General features: G+C 46.4%; 12 protein-coding genes. 3 read left to right on the forward strand and 9 right to left on the reverse strand.

Annotated features, from left to right (window positions below; translation table 11 throughout):
* The first annotated feature begins 8 nt into the window (after positions 1 to 8).
* Positions 9 to 2621 carry a glycoside hydrolase family 2 TIM barrel-domain containing protein gene (locus HPS57_RS05965; protein ID WP_172181158.1) on the forward strand — a complete coding sequence of 871 codons (2613 nt, stop codon included), beginning with the start codon at positions 9 to 11 and terminating at the stop codon, positions 2619 to 2621.
* 245 nt (positions 2622 to 2866) lie between these two features.
* On the opposite strand, the gene HPS57_RS05970 is transcribed toward HPS57_RS05965, so the two are convergent.
* Positions 2867 to 3673, reverse strand: a complete 807-nt coding sequence (locus HPS57_RS05970; protein ID WP_172181160.1) for a M48 family metallopeptidase — start codon at positions 3671 to 3673, stop codon at positions 2867 to 2869.
* Between the two features lie 275 nt (positions 3674 to 3948).
* On the opposite strand from HPS57_RS05970, the gene HPS57_RS05975 reads away from it, so the two are divergent.
* Together HPS57_RS05975 and HPS57_RS05980 are read left to right on the forward strand one after the other, a co-directional pair.
* On the forward strand, positions 3949 to 4488 hold the full coding sequence (locus tag HPS57_RS05975; protein ID WP_172181162.1) for a hypothetical protein: 540 nt from the start codon (positions 3949 to 3951) through the stop codon (positions 4486 to 4488).
* Between the two features lie 785 nt (positions 4489 to 5273).
* Positions 5274 to 6287 carry a family 43 glycosylhydrolase gene (locus tag HPS57_RS05980; protein WP_253946486.1) on the forward strand — a complete coding sequence of 338 codons (1014 nt, stop codon included), beginning with the start codon at positions 5274 to 5276 and terminating at the stop codon, positions 6285 to 6287.
* 173 nt (positions 6288 to 6460) lie between these two features.
* On the opposite strand, the gene HPS57_RS05985 is transcribed toward HPS57_RS05980, so the two are convergent.
* From HPS57_RS05985 to HPS57_RS06020, 8 genes are all read right to left on the reverse strand, one after another.
* Complete coding sequence (locus tag HPS57_RS05985) at positions 6461 to 8251, reverse strand: CocE/NonD family hydrolase (protein ID WP_216653382.1); 1791 nt, start codon at positions 8249 to 8251, stop codon at positions 6461 to 6463.
* A 295-nt stretch (positions 8252 to 8546) separates the two neighbouring features.
* The gene (gene crcB, locus HPS57_RS05990; protein WP_172181166.1) at positions 8547 to 8927 is read right to left on the reverse strand and encodes a fluoride efflux transporter CrcB; all 381 of its coding nucleotides are present in this window, start codon (positions 8925 to 8927) and stop codon (positions 8547 to 8549) included.
* A gap of 52 nt (positions 8928 to 8979) precedes the next feature.
* Positions 8980 to 11787: an excinuclease ABC subunit UvrA gene (uvrA, locus tag HPS57_RS05995; RefSeq protein ID WP_172181168.1), complete on the reverse strand. Its 2808-nt coding sequence runs from the start codon at positions 11785 to 11787 to the stop codon at positions 8980 to 8982.
* A 77-nt stretch (positions 11788 to 11864) separates the two neighbouring features.
* The gene (gene hisB / locus HPS57_RS06000; protein WP_172181170.1) at positions 11865 to 13010 is read right to left on the reverse strand and encodes an imidazoleglycerol-phosphate dehydratase HisB; all 1146 of its coding nucleotides are present in this window, start codon (positions 13008 to 13010) and stop codon (positions 11865 to 11867) included.
* Between the two features lie 10 nt (positions 13011 to 13020).
* Positions 13021 to 13908 carry a 4-hydroxy-tetrahydrodipicolinate synthase gene (gene dapA / locus HPS57_RS06005; RefSeq protein ID WP_172181172.1) on the reverse strand — a complete coding sequence of 296 codons (888 nt, stop codon included), beginning with the start codon at positions 13906 to 13908 and terminating at the stop codon, positions 13021 to 13023.
* 37 nt (positions 13909 to 13945) lie between these two features.
* Entirely contained in the window at positions 13946 to 15106 is a 1161-nt protein-coding gene (locus tag HPS57_RS06010; RefSeq protein WP_172181174.1) for a sodium ion-translocating decarboxylase subunit beta, read from the reverse strand.
* Between the two features lie 28 nt (positions 15107 to 15134).
* Entirely contained in the window at positions 15135 to 15572 is a 438-nt protein-coding gene (locus tag HPS57_RS06015; protein ID WP_172181176.1) for an acetyl-CoA carboxylase biotin carboxyl carrier protein, read from the reverse strand.
* Between the two features lie 45 nt (positions 15573 to 15617).
* On the reverse strand, positions 15618 to 16595 hold the full coding sequence (locus HPS57_RS06020; RefSeq protein ID WP_172181178.1) for an OadG family transporter subunit: 978 nt from the start codon (positions 16593 to 16595) through the stop codon (positions 15618 to 15620).
* Positions 16596 to 16626: the final 31 nt, after the last annotated feature.

Raw genomic sequence — 16626 nt, forward strand, 5'->3', positions numbered from 1 at the left:
CTTAAACAATGAGACATTATTTATATATATTGGCACTCTCTCTGCTTGCCGTCCTACCAATGAAAGCGTCTGAAAAAATCAGTATCAACAGTGGTTGGCAATTTCATTCCGAAGCACGGCCAAAGCCTGCATACGTGAATTTCCCTCACACATGGAATGCTGCCGATGCCATGGATGATGAGCCGGGCTACTTTCGCGGCATGGGACATTATGCCAAGGACATAACCATTGCAGAGGAACAACTCAAGGGCAAGTGCGTATATGTTTATTTCGAGGGAGCCAATCAAGTGCTTACACTGAAGGTCAATGGGCATGAGGCTGGCATTCACCGTGGTGGATATACTCGGTTTTGCTTTGACATTACACGCTATCTGCATCCCGGAAAGAACCGTTTTGAGATAGCTCTTACCAATGCCCATGATGAGAACATTCCGCCGCTTTCCGCTGACTTCACCTTCTTTGGTGGTGTCTATCGTGATGCTTATCTGCTGATAGAGAACCCTGTACACATCTCGCCGTTGGATGCAGCTTCAGAGGGCATGTATGTCCGCACTCCCTCTGTCAGTGCCGAAAATGCAGATGTTGAGTTTGAACTGCTGCTCAACAATACTACTGCCGACCGCCGGAAGCTCACTGTCCAATACGATGTGTTTGCTCCGGACGGAACTCTTGTTACCACACTGCGCAAGCGTGCCACTCTTGCTCCTTCCGCTGTCAATGCCAAAGTGAAGGCTTCGCTTTCCATAGCCTCGCCTGTGCTTTGGGATACGGAAGCCCCTAATCTTTACAAGGTTGTGGCAACGGTGTTGGATTCAAAGGGACAGGTCACTGACCGTCTTATGGATAATTTCGGTTTGCGCTGGTTCTCTTTTGATGCTGAGAAAGGTTTCTTTCTTAACGGCCGTCATGTGAAGCTCATTGGCACTAACCGCCACCAGAGTTATGCCGGTCGTGGCTGGGCGGTCACCGATGAATATCATCATCAGGATTTGCGGCTTATAAAGGATATGGGTGCGAATTTCCTGCGTGTCTCCCATTATCCGCAGGACCCTCATGTCCTCGCTCTGTGCGACCGGCTTGGCATAATCGCCTCGGTGGAGACTCCCGGCAACAACTGCATAACTCCGTCAGAGGAATTCCTGCATAATTCATTGGTCATGCAGGAGGAGATGATAAAGCAGAGTTTCAATCATCCTTCTGTGATGATTTGGGCATACATGAACGAAGTCTTGCTTAGCGGTGTTCCCGGTGACAGGGAGCAGTACCTGAAGACTCTCAATGGCTTTGCACACTCCATAGATTCGCTTTCCCATGCGCTTGACCCTGACAGAAAGACGATGCTTCCTTGCCATGGTTCTGTCGAAGCATACGAAAAAGCCGGACTTATTACTGTTCCGGACTTGATTGGCTGGAATCTTTACAGTGGCTGGTATGGAGGGAAATTCTCTGATTTCGGACGCTTCCTTGACTCTTTCCATGAACGCTATCCGTCAGTGCCGATAATCGTTTCCGAATACGGGGCTGACAATGACCGTCGCATACATTCCACACAACCTGAGCGGTTTGACTTCAGTGTGGAGTATGCCGACTTGTACCATGAGTCCTATTTGCATGACATTCTTTCGCGTGATATTGTCTGTGGAGCAAACCTCTGGAATCTTAATGAGTTTTATGCCGAACCGCGAAAAGACGCAATACCGCATGTCAATCCCAAAGGAATTGTCACGCTTGACCGTCAGCCAAAGAACACATATTGGCTTTATAAGGCAAATTTCTATCATGGCGAACCGTTCATAGCATTCGCCAATGCTGAACAGACACGCATGATGGCGCAGCTGTCGGCAGAGGGAAATGTCAACCATCAGGTGAAAATCTTTACCAACCAATCGGAAGTTAAGCTCTTCCACAATGGTCGCCTTGTGGCAACTCTGCCTGTGAAAGAAGGCATGGCACAAACTAATGTCCCTCTCAGTCGGGGAAGAAACGTGCTGTTAGCACAGTCGGCTGTATCAGGTCAGACGGCAATACGGGAAATGTTCGTTGAAGGAATCCCTTACGAAATAGACCAATCCTTCACCGCACTCCATTGCCTCCTTGGCACAAATCGCACGTTCACTGATTTCAAAACACAGACAACATGGATGGCGGAGCAACCTTACCGCCCGCATTCATGGGGATATGTTGGCGGACAGGACTTCAAACAGTCACGACGCAACGGCAATTCGCCGTCAGCAAGTGTCAACATCCTTCAGACCGACCTTGACCCACTTTATCAGACGCAGCGTGTTGGCATTCAGGAATTCAGGGCAGATGTGCCACGTGGCGAGTATGAGGTTACTCTTCGCTTTGCCGACCTTTCCCCACAGTCCGGCAAACTCATCTATGAACTGTCCTCAGGCGATAACCCTTCTGTTGACACATCCGCCGATGTCTTCGACATAGTAGTCAATGGGCGGACAGTGCTTCCTGCATTCTCTGCTGTTGACGAAGCACCACAGGGCACTGCCATCGACAAGAAGCTCTGTGTTACCGTCTGTGATGACAATGGTTTGTCCATCAGTTTTGTCCCACGCCAAAATAAGACATTCCTTAACGCCATCTCCATTGTCCGTATGAAATGATAAAGGCAAAATAATGAATTGTTTCTCCAGTAATTCAAAGAAACAAGAAGCTGCTTTGCCTTTGCAGGTATTCTTGACTAACTCTTTTGCCTCTTATAACTGTGGGAGCTATAAATAAAATATTTTGAGGGATATTTTGTTTAATGGATAAGTACTGAGAGGTATTATAAAAATTTGGCAGTGTCGTATGCTCACTACACTGCCAAATTTTGTTTTCTTTATTTGATTGATTTCCTAAGAAATTCTTATTTCTTTGTGTTCTCAGGCTTTGCGATGCCTTCTGATGTGGCACGCTCTTCCATACGCTTGATGCGCATGTCAAGGTCAGGGTGGGTAGAGAACAGCTGGTTGATTTTGCTGTCTTTCTTTGCTCCTGCTTCCTCCTGCATCTGCTTCAGACGGCGGAAAGAGTAAGCCATGGCCCAAGGATTCTTGCCGGCTTTCTTAAGGAACTCATATCCATAGTCATCGGCAGCCTTCTCCTGCTTCTGTGAATATGTGGAGTTGACGAGAGCCTCGCCGAGAGAGCCAAGCTGTGATTCTGTGAGGGCTGCCGCTGTTCCGTTGCTTGAGGAGATACCGTCCTTAAGTGCGGAGGTTAGCAATGCTGTGCGGAAACCTTTCTTTGAGTCACGGTGTGCCACGTGTCCGACTTCATGTCCGATAACTCCGAGAAGCTCTTCATCGGTCATGATGTCCATGAGTGATGAGAACACGCGTACACTGCCGTCGGCACATGCGAAGGCGTTGACATCAATGACATAGTAGACCTTGAAGTTAAGAGGTATGCCGTCAGCATCCTTCAGGCCTTCGGTGAGTTTGTTGAGACGGATAGTGTAAGGGTCATTGGCGTCACACACCTTGTTGTGAGTGTCCATCCAGTCGATGTACTCCTTGACATAAGCAGCCATCTGTGCGTCAGAGAGTGTGGCAGCCTGAGCAACTTTTGTTGCGCCGCCGATGGCTTTCTTAAGGTTGAATTGCGCCATTGCAGGCGTTGCAAGCGCTGTGCAGAATACCGCCATGGCGCATTTCATTACAAGTTTCTTCATTTTTATTCCTTAATTTTATTTAGGTTTATAAAGTATGGTGCAAAGATAATGCAAACCGAGCGCAAATAGAGCTTGCTCTGAATTGCCGAGGTGCTACTTATCTTCTGCAAAGGTAATGTTTTTTCTTTGATTATGGCATCAAATCAGAGATTTATTTTAATTTGTGTATAAAAATAGCGGTAATCATGGGGATGACATTAAATAAATGTATAGATTTTTCAGTTGATTATGGATTTTTTTGTACTTTTGTAAATGATTTGTATAAACTGCTTATTATGAAGAAAAATCTTGTTTACGTATTCCGCTGTACGGTGATGTGCGTCGTTTTGTTCTTGGGCGTTTTGGGCTACGTTTATTATGAGAAGACGCTTGTGGAGTGGTGGACACCGGTGGTTTTTGCCGTATTCGTGACTGTGGCTACACTGCCGTTGCTTGGTCGTCATTGGTCATGGCTTGTGGGTGAGGATAAGACATTCGGTTTCTTGTGCCACATATTTGTTATTGGCTGTATGGCTTATTTCTTATTCTTAGGCGGAAACTGGTTTCTTGCCGATGAGAGCACTGTGCATCAGGAGGAAGTTACGGTTGAGGAGAAGAAGCATAATGAGCGCACCACAGGCCATAGGGTTGGGCGGCGTTATTACCGTTCCGGGCGCAAGTCGCACAGTTACTATCTGAAGGTGCGCCTTGCGGACGGAAGTCTGAAAGAAATGCCGGTGACACTGAAGCGCTACAACCGTGTGCGCACAGGAAGTACCATTACTATAAGCCTACAGGAGGGTGCTCTTGGATTCATGGTGATAAAGGGGAAATAGAGGTTGTACAAAGCAAGTTTTGTGGTAATATGCACCTTGGACGGTGCATAAGTATGTGTTATATGCACTTTTCGTGGTGCATATCTGTTGTTTTGTGGGCAACGATATGAATAATTAAGAGTTTCAGCAAGAAAAAATGATAAAAAATGCGTAATGGCTGTATGAAAATGCCAAATTTTTGTCCATCGGTCATAATATTGCCGTGATGATGCGCGAATTAGTTATTAGAGCAGGTTATGGCTCATTTCCAATGATCCTACATGTTGTAAGTTCTATGGGAATGTATCTTGTTGTAAATCAAAGGGTAACGGAGGGCGTGATAAAAGGTAACACTTCACCATGTAAAGTGTTACCTTTGACCATGTAAAGCGTTACCTTTTGTATGGTGAAACGTTACCTTTCGTAATCTATCAAGTTACTTGCGTTTTTGCGGTTGTGGTATAACTGTTTGGAGGTTCTGCAAAGTCTGTTTTACAAAAAAGATGAGAAGATGCTACAGTTATGGTAAAACGTAATTATTTTGCGATTATTTCGGAAAAAATTATTACCTTTGCAAAATACGTTTACAATCATCTCTCAGGGAACTTTCGTATAAGGATGCCTCTTTTGATGATTGTCAATTATAGATAAGACCATATTATAATAAAAAGACTATAACTATCTTTGATAAGCCTTGCTGTCTCAGGATTCTGTGAATGGCTATAAACTTGTCAATGAATAAATTACGCATGAAGATGAATATATCACATATACTTTTGGGGGCTGCAATGTTGATTGCTGCTCCCATGGCAAACGAGGGAAGCCATGCCACGGCACAAGACAAGAAGGACAGCCAACTTGTCATAGTGGAAAATCCTGCCGTTCATGACCCCGTAATGGCTTACGAGGGGGGCAAGTATTATCTCTTTTGTACAGGCCATGGAATCACGCAGATGACTTCTACTGACCTCAAGCGCTGGACAATCAGCAAGGAGGGAGTGCTGAATGATAAGGATATTCCGGCTTGGACACACGATAGTGTGCCCAGATTTGAAAACCATATATGGGCACCTGATGTCATCAACTATCGTGGTAAATGGTATCTGGCTTATTCTTGCTCAACCTTTGGCAAGAACACTTCCGTCATCGGTTTGCTGAGCAACACTTCGCTTGCAGATAAGGGCGGTTGGAAAGATGAAGGATGCATAATCGCCTCAAAGGGCAAGCGTGACAATTGGAATGCGATTGACCCAAACTTCATCATCGATAAGAAAGGCAATCCTTGGATGACATGGGGTTCTTTTTGGGACGGCATACAGATGGTACAGCTTGACAAGAAGACGCTGCATGTGAAGAAAGGTGCGAAGCCGCAGACTATTGCCCGCCGCCATGCTGTGGGAGGAATATCGGCAGAGCCTAATCCCACATCAAAGTATGCGGGTGTCAACGCTGTTGAGGCTCCTTTCATCATGAAGCATGGCGATTATTACTATCTTTTTGTGAGCTGGGACTATTGTTGCCGGGGCATCAAAAGCAACTATCGGGTAGTCGTGGGCAGGAGCAAGAATGTCTGCGGTCCTTATCTTGACAAGGAGGGGAAGGATATGCGTGAAGGTGGTGGCAATCTGATACTTGAAGGTGATAAGAAGGGATATGAGGCGATGGGGCACTGTGCGGCATATCATCTGCCTGAACTTCCTGCCGACTTGTTCATCTGTCATGGCTACAGCGTGGAAAAAAACGGGATGCCAATCCTTGTGAAAAAACGCATCAACTGGACAGCCGATGGCTGGCTGACACTGACGCCATGGCAAGAATGATGTTGCTTTTTTATGTTGGCTAAATAAGAAACAAGTTGTTCCTTTTTGTTTAACTCCAATCGGTCATTAGGTTTGGGGTAAACTTTGGCACGGAGTCCTGATTACAATCACCGGCACCGGGGAGGTGAGCGTTTCGCTCATCTTCCCGGTGCCGGTGATTTACTTGCAATGCATCATTTCTTTACAGGCAAACAAACACTTGATGTGTTGAAGATTTTGATTTGTGAAGACTGGAAGTCGGAATCATCACAATGATAAATATCACAGAACTTCTGCGGATTGCGGTCAGCCAATGGGAACCATGATGACTGCACTTGAATCATCAGACGGTGACCTGGTTTGAAAGTGTGGCAAAGACTTGGAAGCCTATACTTTACCGTGGTTTTCTCTCTGGGGACGAAAGGCACAGGCTCGGCAAAACTCTCGCGATACTTTCCACGCATAATGTCTCCACGCACAAGCATCTGGTATCCGCTCATGGGATATTCATTACTACGCTGGGGAGGCAGGTTGTCATTTTGATTATATGCGAAATCCTCAGGAAATACGTCTATAACTTTAACCACGAAATCGGCATCTGTAGTAGAAATGCTTACTTCAAGATTTACCTCAACTTCCCCTTCAAGGACAAGTTCCGAGGTGAGTGGCTCTGTCTGATAAACCAAAACATCTGGACGCTGAGAAGCAAAACGCTGGTCGTCGAGCATATATGTTGTTGTGCGTCTCTTGCTTGGTGTCATCTGATAGGGGACTGGTTTGTTCGGGTCAGAAATATACGTCTTGAAGTCTTGTACCAAAGGTTTCTCGGTAATAAGTTCACCATTGGCAGCAAGGTAATAAGGTGTAGTCTCTGCTTTATTGTTCCAGCCGTCAGGATAATGCTTCCACCGGCAAGTTCCGGTGTCATAGACCTTGGCTCCCGGGGCAGGTTTTTCTCCTTTACCCTCAAGATAATATGCAAAGAAAGGATATTCGATATTCTTATGATACCACTCTGAAGTCATATTGGAAGCAAAACGTACATTGCCGAAATATTCGCGCGCACTATTAATCCAACCGCCATGTGCCCACGGTCCTTCCACAAGATAAAGTTCCGTTGCCGGTGACTGCTCGCGGATAGCCTCATAGGTGCGGAAGGCTCCATAGCAACACACCGCATCGAACAATCCTCCGACAACCATTACGGCTGGCTTTACGTCGTGGCAATGCAGAGAGACATTATGCGACTCCCAATATTCGTCAAGATTAGGATGGTTCATCACCTCGTTCCAGCTTACAATGCTGTCACCGTAAGTGGCACTGAAATTCTTCACCGCACCCATGCGGAGATAATCCGTATAGACATCATTCTTCACCAATGTCTCCGTTGTTCTGATACTGCTACCGTCAAACCCTTTTTGGTGCGCCTGCTTGGTCATCGCCTTCTCAAACCAGAACAGGAAATTGTACATATCCATAATGAAGAAAGCACCGTTGTGGTGGACATCGTCACCTCGGAACCAGTCAGTTACAGGAGCCTGGGGTGAAACGGCCTTGATGGCAGGGTGTCCGCTGAGGGCAGCCATGGTTGCATAAAACCCCGGATAGCTCATGCCATAAACGCCGATGTTGCCATTGTTATTGGTGTTCTTGACGAGCCATTCCGCTGTGTCGTAAGTGTCGCTGGCCTCGTCGGTGTCAATCTTTTTGCCTTTCTTTTTCTTCAAGGACTTGTTTTCAATGAACGGACGGATATTCTCATATTCGCCGTCGCTCATGTTCTTGCCACGGACGTCCTGAAAGACGAGGATGTAGCCATTCTCGACATAGGTCTTTGCAGACTTCCATATATCTGCGAAATTCTCTTTGCCATAGGGACTTACGCTGTAGCAAGTGCGTTGCATAAGTATAGGATGCTTGACCGACTTGTCATTCGGTTCGTAAATAGCAGTAAACAAATTAATGCCATCACGCATCTTAATCATGACTTCACGCTTAGTATAATTTGCCTTAACCCATTCTGCATTAATGTGCTCAGGTTGCTCTCCAAATTTTACCTGACCACAGGTCGTTATGGCAAACAAACAAAAAAATAAAAAAAGAAATGACCTCTTCATAGCATACAATTGTGAATAATCCAACATAATAAAACGGATTGTGCTGCTTCAATGAGACAGCGATTTATTAGTTATGTTCGTTAAAAATGTCTCAAAGATAATTAGTTAAAACAACCTCATAGATTAACTGATTAGTTGTATAACATTATAGCACAACTCATCTTTATTTAATCGCAAACGGCAAGAGGGCGGCAAGGATTCCGAGGATAATGCTCAGTGCTATGTAGAGAAAATATGTGCCGGCATATCCTTCGCGGAGCAGTATCAGACCTTCGTAGGAGAAGGTTGAGAATGTCGTGAAGCCGCCACATAGCCCGGTGGTGAGCAGCAGGCGCATCTCATTGCTTAGTCCCCATTGTTCGGAATATTTGTAGAAAAGGGAGATGAGGAAGCAACCTATGACATTGACAATGAGTGTCGGCCATGGCATCACTGTGCCTGCAAACCGCGGATGCAGGGCGATGTGCTGCCATAGGACCGATGCAATGAAGCGCAGGACAGAGCCTGTGCCGCCGCCAATGAAGACAAAAAGGAGTTCTTTCATGTTTTGTTGTGTGTCGGCAGGATAGTGCTGCGCTTGTTTCTTTATCTTGTTATCAGAGTTTGTCCTTCAGGAATTGTCCTGTAAGGCTTTTCTCGCATTTCACAATTTCTTCCGGTGTGCCTGTGCAGACAATATTTCCACCTTTGTGACCGCCTTCAGGTCCGAGGTCGATGATGTGATCGGCGCATTTTATGACATCGAGGTTATGCTCAATGATAAGCACGGAATGTCCACGCTTGATGAGTGCGTCAAAGGCTGCAAGCAGGCGTTTGATGTCATGGAAATGTAGACCGGTGGTCGGTTCGTCAAAGATGAAGAGTGTCGGAGCCTGTTTCTCCTGCCCGATGAAATAACCGAGTTTGACACGTTGGTTCTCGCCTCCTGACAGTGTGGATGAACTCTGTCCGAGTTTGATGTATCCGAGTCCGACATCCTGCAGTGGCTTCAGGCGGTTGACGATTGTCTTGGCGAGAGTGTCTTCGGAGAAGAATTCTATTGCCTGGTTGATGGTCATTTCCAGAATGTCATGGATGTTCTTGTCCTTATACCTTACCTCAAGGATGTCATGCTTGAACCGTTTGCCATGGCATGCCTCACACTCCAGTTCAAGGTCGGCCATGAACTGCATCTCAACGGTGATTGTGCCCGCTCCCTTGCACTCCTCGCAGCGTCCGCCTTCGGTATTGAAGGAGAAATGCTGTGGTGTGAATCCCATCTGTTTTGACAATGGCATGTCTGCCATCCATTGGCGGATGGCATCGTAGGCTTTGACGTATGTCGCCGGATTGGAGCGTGTTGATTTGCCGATAGGGTTCTGGTCGACAAACTCAATATGCTTTATGGCTTTCAAATCGCCTTCCAGTCCTCCGTATTCTCCCGGTGCATCGCTGACTTCCCCAAGATGTCTCTTCATGGCGGGATATAGTATGCCCTTTATCAGAGATGATTTTCCTGAGCCTGAAACGCCTGTGATTACGGTCATGCAGTTCAGCGGTATTTTGACATCTGTGCCTTTCAGATTATTCATCAACGGGCTTTTGATTGTGATATGATGGTTCCATTGACGGCGGCTTGCCGGGGTAGGGATAGTTTCGGTGTGTGTGAGATACTCGACAGTATGGCTTTTTGAGTATTTTTTTATGTCATTCTCGGTAAGTCGTGCTATCTCTTCCATATCACCCTCAAAGACAACCTCACCTCCATGTCTTCCGGCATCCGGACCAATGTCCACGAGATAGTCGGCGGCACGCATGATTTCCTCGTCGTGTTCTACTACAACGACGGTGTTGCCAATAGCCTGCAATTGGCGCAAGACCTTTATAAGTCTGTCTGTGTCACGTGGGTGAAGACCTATGGACGGCTCATCAAGAATGTAAAGTGAGCCTACAAGGGAAGAGCCAAGGTTTGTGCAGAGATTGATTCTTTGGCTTTCTCCTCCGGACAATGTGTTGGAAGGTCGGTTGAGAGTGAGGTAGCCCAAGCCGACATCCATGAGGAATTGCAGGCGTGAGTTTATCTCCGGCAGCAATCGTTTGGCGATAGCCTGCTCGTGTTCGTTGAGCTGTATGTTGCGGAACCAGTCCTGCAAGTCGCTGATAGGCATTTCGATGAGTTGCATGATGGTCTTGCCACAGACTTTGACGTATCCGGCTTCTTTCTTCAATCGCGTCCCTCTACATTCCGGGCAGACGGTTTTGCCACGGTAGCGTGCCAGCATCACACGGTACTGAATCTTGTACTGGTTATCTTTGAGCATACGGAAAAACTCATCGATGGAGACTTTCTCGTGCATGTCCATTCCTTCTTCTGACGGCAGACCGTGCCAAAGCCAGTCCTTATGTTCTTGTGAAAGAGAGAAATAAGGCTCGAAAATAGGGAAATTGTCTTTCTCGGCACGACGGCAGAACTCTTCTTTCCAGACCTTCATCTTTTCTCCGTGCCAGCACTGTACGCAACCGTCATAGACAGATAATGAGGGATTTGGGATGACGAGTTTCTCGTCAATGCCTACGACTTTGCCAAAGCCTTCGCAAGAGGGGCAGGCTCCTACCGGTGAGTTGAAGGCGAAAAGGTTGGCGGAAGGCTCTTCGAATGTTACGCCGTCTGCCTCGAATTTTGTGGAGAACTCATGCTCAATCATTGCCGGCATGAATATCAGGCGGCACATTCCATGTCCTTCATAGAATGCTGTTTCGGCAGAGTCATAGAGGCGGGAGATTGTCTCTTTGCTGTCATCCACACTCATTCTGTCGATGAGAATGTGGGCTTCATCGGCTTTTATGGTGCTGACTTTGTCGCCAAGTTCATCAATGCGCAGTATTTCGCCTTGGTAATACAGGCGTGCATAGCCGGCTTGCACAGACATCTCCAGTTGGCGTTCAATGGTTCTTCCCTCTGGCACATGGAGTGGGGCGGTGATGATGAATTTTGTTCCTCGCTGATAGGAGAGCATGCACTCGACAAGGTCTTCGACGGAATGCTTCTTTACTTCCTGTCCGGAGACTGGGGAGAATGTTCTGCCGATACGTGCGAAGAGCAGGCGCATGTACTCATAGATTTCTGTGTTTGTGCCTACTGTGGAGCGTGGGTTGCGTGAGATGACCTTCTGCTCAATGGCGATTGCCGGTGGCAAGCCCTTTATGTAATCACACTCAGGTTTAGGCATTCTGCCCAGAAACTGTCGGGCGTAGCTTGACAGAGACTCGACATAGCGCCGCTGTCCTTCGGCATACAGTGTGTCGAAGGCAAGGGATGATTTGCCGGAGCCTGACACTCCGGCTATTACGATGAATTTGTCTCTTGGGATATTTATAGAAATGTCCTTGAGGTTATTGACCTTTGCGTGTGAGATTTCTATCATGGAAAGGCTGTTTCTGTGTTGTTTTGGATCGTGGTGCGCGGAATGTGCTGCGGAATATTCTTGTCAGTGTTAGTGCGTTAGAGCATTCCTTTTGTTGAAGGAAGTTCGAATTTGTAGATGTCGCGTTTCACTGCCATTTTCAATGCATGGGCAAATGCTTTGAAGATTCCTTCAATCTTGTGGTGCTCATTCTGCCCTTCAGCCTTGATGTTGAGGTTCATTTTTGCAGCGTCGGAAAGGGATTTGAAGAAATGGAGGAACATTTCGGTAGGCATTTCTCCTACTTTCTCACGGTTGAACTCCGCGTCCCATACAAGCCATGGTCGTCCACCGAAATCAAGTGCAACGGAGCACAGACAGTCATCCATAGGCAGACAATAGCCGTAGCGTTCTATTCCGCGCTTGTTGCCAAGGGCTTCAGCGAGGCATTCGCCTATGACGATGGCAGTGTCTTCTATCGTATGGTGCTCGTCAACTTCAAGGTCACCTTTTGTGTGAATGGTAAGGTCTATCATGCCGTGTTTGCCAATCTGCTCCAGCATGTGGTCAAAAAATCCGAGACCGGTGTTTATGTCACATGTACCTTTGCCATCGAGGTTCATACGCACGTAGATGTCTGTCTCCTTTGTCGTGCGTTTGATTTCCGCAATACGTTCCCCGGCAAAGAGGATTTCTGTGATTTTGTCCCATGTCATGTCCTCACCGATGATGAGAGCTTTGCACCCGATGTTCTCTGCAAGCTGACGGTCTGTCTCGCGGTCTCCGATGACATAGCTGTTGATGAGGTCGTATTTCGGTTCTTTGTTCTCTGTGGCAGCGGAATCGGTTGTGATGTTCTCGGACAGAATGGTATTATATTGCGGATTCAGATTTGAGTCTTTTATATATTCCGTAAGCATACCTGTGCCCGGTTTACGGCATGGGTGGTTGTCTTCCGGGAAATGGCGGTCTATGAGGATGTTGTCGAACACCACCCCCTCTCCTTCAAGTGTTTGAAGGATGAAATTATGTACAGGCCAGAAAGTCTCCTCAGGGAATGAGTCTGTTCCAAGGCCATCTTGGTTGCTGACCATGACAAACTCAAAATCGAGATGTTGGCGTATGAAACTCAGATTTTTGAAAACACCTTTGACAAATCTCAGTTTGTCAAAGGCGTCTATCTGTTCGTCGGCAGGCTCATGTATGAGTGTGCCGTCGCGGTCTATAAAAAGGACTCTTTTCATCAATGTGTTATTAAAGTTTCAGGTCTTTGAGAATTTGTGACATCTTCTGTACAGTCTGCACACGTGTTGGGACAAGTGGCAGGCGAAGTACATTGTTGATGAATCCCATCTCATTAAGCAATGCCTTTACGCCGGCAGGATTACCGTCGACAAAGAGCAGAGAATACAAGTCCGTAAACTTATGGTGTATCTTCAAAGCTGCTTCAAACTCGCCACGCTTCTCAAGGCGAATCATTCGTGAGAACTCTTTTGGCAGAGCGTTTCCGATGACAGAGATTACTCCCTCGGCTCCGCATGCTATCATCGGATATGTCAATGAGTCGTCGCCGGAAAGTACTGCAAAACCATCAGGCTTGTTCTTCAGAATCTCATCCACTTGTTCAAGATTGCCGCTTGCTTCTTTTATTGCCACAATGTTTTCGCATGCTTTTGCGAGTCGTACTGTTGTCTCAGCCTGCATGTTTATACCTGTGCGTCCCGGCACATTATATAATATGACTGGGAGCTTTGTGGCATTAGCGATGGCTTTGAAATGTTGGAAAAGACCTTCTTGTGATGGTTTGTTGTAGTAAGGGCAAACACTAAGTATTCCGTCAATGCCTTTGAAATCTCCTGTTTGCAGTTCTTCAACGATAGCGGCTGTATTGTTTCCTCCGCAACCAATGACTACGGGGATGCGTCCGTTGACAAGGTTCACTATGAAATGCTGTACATCAAGGCGTTCTTGTTTGGTCAGACAAGGTGTCTCTCCTGTTGTGGCAAGGATGCAGAGGAAATCTGCACCATTGCCAATTTGGTACTCTACAAGTCTCTTCAGCGCATGGAAATCTATATCTCCCGTTTCTGTAAATGGAGTAATCAGGGCTATGCCAAGACCACGGAATATATTTTGCTTCATAAGTTGTTTCACAAAATCAGTTAATGTGTTGTAACGTTTACGACAGGAATCCGAGCAGTGCACCCGCAGCAACTGCAGATCCTATGACACCGGCAACGTTTGGACCCATTGCGTGCATAAGGAGGAAGTTCTTGCGGTCATACTCAAGTCCAAGGTTATTGGAAATGCGCGCTGACATAGGAACTGCCGATACACCCGCGTTGCCGATAAGCGGATTCAGCTTCTTGTGTTCTGGAAGGAACAAGTTCATAAACTTAACGAAGAGCACACCTGAACATGTAGCAACAACGAAAGCGCAAGCACCAAGCACGAAGATGAAGATAGTGTTCATTGTGAGGAACTCACTGGCTTGTGTTGAGCAACCTACTGTAAGACCGAGCAACATCACAATGATGTCATTGAGTGATGAGCCTGCTGTCTTTGCAAGGCGTGTTGTCTTGCCTGATTCTTTCAATAGGTTTCCAAAGAACAACATTCCAAGAAGAGGCATACCTGAAGGCACTATGAATGTAGTGATGAGGAGGCCGATGATAGGGAAGAGGATGCGTTCTGTCTGTGATACCTCACGGCCGGCTTTCATCTTGATGACACGCTCTTTCTTTGTTGTGAGGAGGCGCATCAAAGGTGGCTGTATTACAGGCACAAGAGCCATGTAAGAGTAAGCACAGACAGCAATTGCTCCCATAAGGTTTGGACACAGTTTTGAACTTAGGAATATTGCCGTAGGACCATCGGCACCACCGATAATGGCGATGCCTGCTGCTTGGTTAGGCTCGAAGCCAAGGGCAAGCGCTGTCATGTATGCACCAAAGATGCCGAATTGTGCTGCAGCTCCAATAAGTACGAGCTTAGGATTAGCTATGAGTGCAGTGAAATCAGTCATAGCACCAATGCCAAGGAATACCAATGGAGGATACCATCCCTGCCTTACACCTTGATAGAAGATGTTCAGTACAGAGTTATCCTCATAAAGACCAATCTCAAGTCCGGCATCAGCTTTGAAAGGAATGTTTCCCAGAATGATGCCAAGTCCTATAGGAACGAGCAACAGTGGCTCAAAGTCTTTCTTTATGGCAAGCCAGATACAGGCAGCTCCGACAGCTATCATAATCAGGTTTCCTATTTCAGCATTTGCAAAGCCTGTGTATGTAAGGAAATCGAAGAAATTGCCTTTAAGGAAATTCAGAAATGTTTCCATGATTCTTTTTTTTCTTAACGGTTAGCCATTATCCAATAGTTATGAGTGGAGCACCTTCCATAACAGTATCGCCCACTTTTACAAGGACTGCTGTAACTTGCCCATCATATTCAGCCTCTATATTATTCTGCATCTTCATGGCTTCAAGGATAAGGACTGTGTCACCTTGCTTCACAGTGTCTCCGACTTGGACCTTTATCTCGTTGATTGTTCCTGGCAGTGGAGCGAGGACATGCTGACCAGCACCGGCAGGCATTACAGGTTTAGGCTGTGGAGCTGCTGCCGGAGTTGTGGCTTTAGGCGCAGCTTGCACTTGTTGGATTGGGCGTGTGGTAGGTTTAAGGGCACGCTTCAATTCCACTTCAAATTCTACTCCGTTAACAGTGACTTTTGCCACTTTGTCTTGAACTTCGAGGATGTCTACTTCGTAGTCGGTACCCTCAACTGTATATTGGTATGTAGCCATAATATATTGTTTTCTGGTTGTATTTTTTTATGTTTGAACCTTTTTTTATTTCTTTATTTCATTATTGAACTTAGGAGCATTCCATGTAGTGTTCTTTGGCTTGATGGATATGATGCCGGACTCAACATCATGGACATCATCTTCATATTGTTTGATAGCCATTGCAATGACAGCTATATAGACTTTCTTGTCAATGCCTTTGAGCTTCAGACCGTCCTTCATCAGTTTTCCTGTTGTATCAAGCACCTCAGCACCGATTTTTGCTGTTGTGGTGATAGTGCTTGTCACAGGCTTGAGAGGATATGCATTTGCAATTTTCTTTGTCGTATTGATATGATCCATGATAAGCCCCAGCACACGGAAAAATACGAACAGCAGTGCAAGACATGAGAACACAGTGCCCATAGCAAGTATTGTTATTGCAAATCCGTGTGGGTCTTCTGCCTTTGTGCGTGCTATTTTGTTATTGATGTTTGGTGTGTTGGCAATACCCGGTGTGGCATTCTTGGAATCACGCACGACCCAATTTGCGCTGCCGTCTTTCTCACGTGCATATGATTGGTTGTCTGCTAGTGCCGGGACTGTGACAGAGTCGATAAGCTCCACACCGTTGCCATCATAAAGTGCTACCCAAACAGGTTCTCCTTCCGTAATCTTGGCTGTGATGTGGCGTGAGCCATCTTTGGGATTTCCATTGCAGTACAGGATGAAGTGCTGGTTGCCTGACAGCAATGTGCCCTCGTCTCCGTTAGGAATTAATGACATGAGTGCCTGACGTTGCGGTGCACTGAGGTCTTTGTTCAGTACCGACTTGTCTGTTGTGATGTACATCCCACGGATGTTGACTGTTGTGAATGATGCGTTGCACAACTCTATCCACGCCTTATGATTCCCGAACTCGTCTACGATGCTGGACTCATTGTCTGTCATCACCTCATTTATTTTGATATTCTTCGCGCCTTGGGCAAAGATATCCGGTGATATGCATGCAAGTATGGCAAGCAGTAATCCGATTTTTTTCATTAGTTTATTTGCGTTTTTTTTGTTCTTATCT

It is taken from the genome of Palleniella intestinalis (assembly GCF_013166595.1).
Classification (GTDB): Bacteria; Bacteroidota; Bacteroidia; order Bacteroidales; family Bacteroidaceae; genus Prevotella; species Prevotella intestinalis.

Coding starts and splice junctions, on each gene's coding strand:
- HPS57_RS05965 (WP_172181158.1), top strand. CDS start 9: ATGAGACATTATTTATATATATTGGCACTCTCTCTGCTTGCCGTCCTA.
- HPS57_RS05970 (WP_172181160.1), bottom strand. CDS start 3,673: ATGAAGAAACTTGTAATGAAATGCGCCATGGCGGTATTCTGCACAGCG.
- HPS57_RS05975 (WP_172181162.1), top strand. CDS start 3,949: ATGAAGAAAAATCTTGTTTACGTATTCCGCTGTACGGTGATGTGCGTC.
- HPS57_RS05980 (WP_253946486.1), top strand. CDS start 5,274: ATGGCAAACGAGGGAAGCCATGCCACGGCACAAGACAAGAAGGACAGC.
- HPS57_RS05985 (WP_216653382.1), bottom strand. CDS start 8,251: ATGATTAAGATGCGTGATGGCATTAATTTGTTTACTGCTATTTACGAA.
- crcB (WP_172181166.1), bottom strand. CDS start 8,927: ATGAAAGAACTCCTTTTTGTCTTCATTGGCGGCGGCACAGGCTCTGTC.
- uvrA (WP_172181168.1), bottom strand. CDS start 11,787: ATGATAGAAATCTCACACGCAAAGGTCAATAACCTCAAGGACATTTCT.
- hisB (WP_172181170.1), bottom strand. CDS start 13,010: ATGAAAAGAGTCCTTTTTATAGACCGCGACGGCACACTCATACATGAG.
- dapA (WP_172181172.1), bottom strand. CDS start 13,908: ATGAAGCAAAATATATTCCGTGGTCTTGGCATAGCCCTGATTACTCCA.
- HPS57_RS06010 (WP_172181174.1), bottom strand. CDS start 15,106: ATGGAAACATTTCTGAATTTCCTTAAAGGCAATTTCTTCGATTTCCTT.
- HPS57_RS06015 (WP_172181176.1), bottom strand. CDS start 15,572: ATGGCTACATACCAATATACAGTTGAGGGTACCGACTACGAAGTAGAC.
- HPS57_RS06020 (WP_172181178.1), bottom strand. CDS start 16,595: ATGAAAAAAATCGGATTACTGCTTGCCATACTTGCATGCATATCACCG.